General features: G+C 72.7%; 3 protein-coding genes and 2 pseudogenes. 3 read left to right on the top strand and 2 right to left on the bottom strand.

What is annotated here, in order from left to right:
- The 3 genes and pseudogenes from DI269_RS28230 to DI269_RS13235 all read left to right on the top strand — a co-directional run.
- Positions 1-288: pseudogene (locus DI269_RS28230) on the top strand (hypothetical protein); the annotation flags it as partial.
- A gap of 9 nt (positions 289-297) precedes the next feature.
- On the top strand, positions 298-810 hold the full coding sequence (locus DI269_RS13240; RefSeq protein ID WP_112136610.1) for a hypothetical protein: 513 nt from the start codon (positions 298-300) through the stop codon (positions 808-810).
- A gap of 394 nt (positions 811-1,204) precedes the next feature.
- On the top strand, positions 1,205-1,879 hold the full coding sequence (locus tag DI269_RS13235) for a hypothetical protein (RefSeq protein WP_112136608.1): 675 nt from the start codon (positions 1,205-1,207) through the stop codon (positions 1,877-1,879).
- A gap of 75 nt (positions 1,880-1,954) precedes the next feature.
- Here the strand turns inward: DI269_RS13235 and DI269_RS13230 are convergent, their stop codons facing one another.
- Both DI269_RS13230 and DI269_RS13225 read right to left on the bottom strand, forming a co-directional pair.
- Positions 1,955-2,188, bottom strand: a complete 234-nt coding sequence (locus DI269_RS13230; protein WP_112136606.1) for a hypothetical protein — start codon at positions 2,186-2,188, stop codon at positions 1,955-1,957.
- 10 nt (positions 2,189-2,198) lie between these two features.
- Positions 2,199-2,387 (bottom strand): annotated as a pseudogene (locus DI269_RS13225) (hypothetical protein); the annotation flags it as partial.

Genomic DNA, 2,387 nt, shown 5'->3' with positions numbered 1-2,387 from the left:
GGCGGCACTGCGACCGTCACGGGCGGCGCCCCGGGTTTCACGGGCGCGGGTCCGGGCGTGTTCGCGCCGGGCGCGACGGCCGGCCCGGCCGCTTCCGGTGGTTCTGGTTCGAGCGTGGGCGCGGCGCGGGGCGCGGTGGTCGGCGGGAGCCAGGCGGCGGCAGACGCTCGGAAGAAGGGCGAGAAGTCCGAAGAGGACGAGGAGCCGGAGGAGCAGGAGGACCTGCTGTTCCGCGAGACCGACAACGTCTGGGGCTATGTGCGGCCCGGCGACGACCCGTACAGCTAGGAGGGCGAGATGGCGCAGGAGCGAGTGTTCGACGCCGAGGCGGTCGAGGAGTACCGGGAGTTTCTGCTCGGGCTGCTCGATCAGCTTGAGGGCCAGGTGATCCCGGTGCTCGCCACGGGGACGCTCAGCCGGGCCCCGGCCTTCGGGACAGCCCCGGGCGCGGCCGACAACGCCGCCGGGCGGTACCAGGAGTTCCATGCCGCGACTTGGCGGAACCTCCAGTACCTGCGGGGCACGCTGCACGGCATGGAGGCGGCACTTGCGGAGATCGCTGGCGGCGGGGCCGACACGGACAACGAGGCCACGCTCGCGTTCGCCGATGCCGGGACCACTCCCGAAGGAACGGGCGGATCCTCATCGGACGGCTCGACCTCCGGGACGGTTCTGCTCGACGCCTCGGACTCCGGGACCGCGTTGATCGACGCCGGAGGCTCCGATTCCGGGACGGTGCTCTTCACCGCCGACGGCTCCGATCCGACCGCCTACACGGTCACCGCTGCGGAGGTGACCACCGCCGACTGAACCACCGCGGGACATGGGCCGGGCGCGAGCAGAAAGCATGAGCGCAGCTCGCAACGCCCGTTGCCATCCCTAGCCCCCACCCACCCAGAGGGGACCGAAATCGTCGCCGCGCTCGATCCTGCCAAAGGGGTCCGACAGGATCAACGCCGAAAACGGCCCGAGTGAACCAAAAGTCACCCGAAAGAGTGCGGCGATATGAGCGCCGGCCCGATCCAAAGCGCGGGCCGGCGCTTTCCCATGTCCGATGTCCCCCGACCGCCTCTCTCATACAACCGGGGTTCCGGCGTCGCCCCCGGCCGGTGATCGGATGCCCGCGGAGATGACCGATCAGTGACCGATCGGTGGCCGGGCCGCCGAAGCTGGCGGTCGTCAGCGCCATGAGGAGGTAAGCCCGATGAACCGGATCGAGATCCCCGAAGACTACGAGGACCGCGTCGAGGCCGCGCGCCGCGCCGCGAGGCGGCTCCCGGCCGGGCCGGTGCGCGACAACGTGGACCGGGCGCTCGCGGCGGCGCCCGCCAGGGACCGGTACGAGCAGGCCGCCGACCTCGCCGAGCGGGCGCAGGCGCTCACCGAGGAGCTCGCGACGCGCACGTTCGACGGCACCGACGCCGGCCGGGTCGCCTGGGTCCGGCTCGACTACCTCGGCCGCCTGCGCACGCTCGCGCTGAGCCCCACCGTCGACCGCCTCAGCAACCGCGCGGCCGCCGACGCGATCGAGGCCGCCTGGACCGGGGCCGAGAAGACCCGCTCGGAGCACGTGCTGAACCTCGAACGCGCCCACCCGGACCTGCTCGCCAGCCGCATGCCCGACCGCAAGGGCGACGAGCTGCGCGACCGCATCGCCGCCCGCGCCGCGGACCGCTTCGCGCACACCACCGACGACGACCTGTGCTCGGCCGAGGTCGACATCGAGGGCCGCCTCACCGGCTTCAAGTTCCTGGTCCCCAACGCGACCCTCGACACCGAGTGCGAGGAGCTGTCCGCCCGCGCCACCGCCACCGTCCAAGCGGCCCAAGCCGAAGCGCACGAAGCCCTCGCCGCCCTCCTCTCGCGCCCCGCAGCCTGACCCCACCGCGCCGAACCGCGCCACGCACGCAACGAGGCCCGGTCCCCCTGCCGGGACCGGGCCTCTGCTTGCGGCTCACCGGAACTGGATGAGACCTCCCGGCGGCGTGCCAGGGTGCTCGGCCGCGTAGTGGTCGATCATCGCCTCCTGGGCCGCCGACTCCGGCAGCCAGGCCGAGGTGAACTCGCACTCGCCGCAGCGGGTCTTGAACTTGTTGACGGCCTCGTCGCGGCGCTTCTCGCCGCGGCTGTAGAGCCACAGCGCGACCACGCCGACCACCACGAAGAAGCAGATGGTGCCGTTGTCCATCGCCGACTCCTCACTCGTAGAGGTCGTCGGCGGCTTTGCCGATGCCCCAGATGTCGTCGTCGTCCTCGATGAGCTTGGACTCGCGGGAGGTCTCGTCGTCGCCGACGCCGCCCGCCCCGCGGGCGCCGCCACCGCCGCCCATCATGCCTCCGCCCCTGCCGGGACCGGTCCCGGCCGCGACCGCCGCGCCGCCCGGCAG

Origin of the sequence: Glycomyces dulcitolivorans, assembly GCF_003265355.1 — a bacterium.
GTDB classification, from domain to species: Bacteria; Actinomycetota; Actinomycetes; order Mycobacteriales; family Micromonosporaceae; genus Glycomyces; species Glycomyces dulcitolivorans.
The sequence above is the reverse complement of the archived record's forward strand: the minus strand, read 5'-3'. Positions and strand labels throughout refer to the sequence as shown.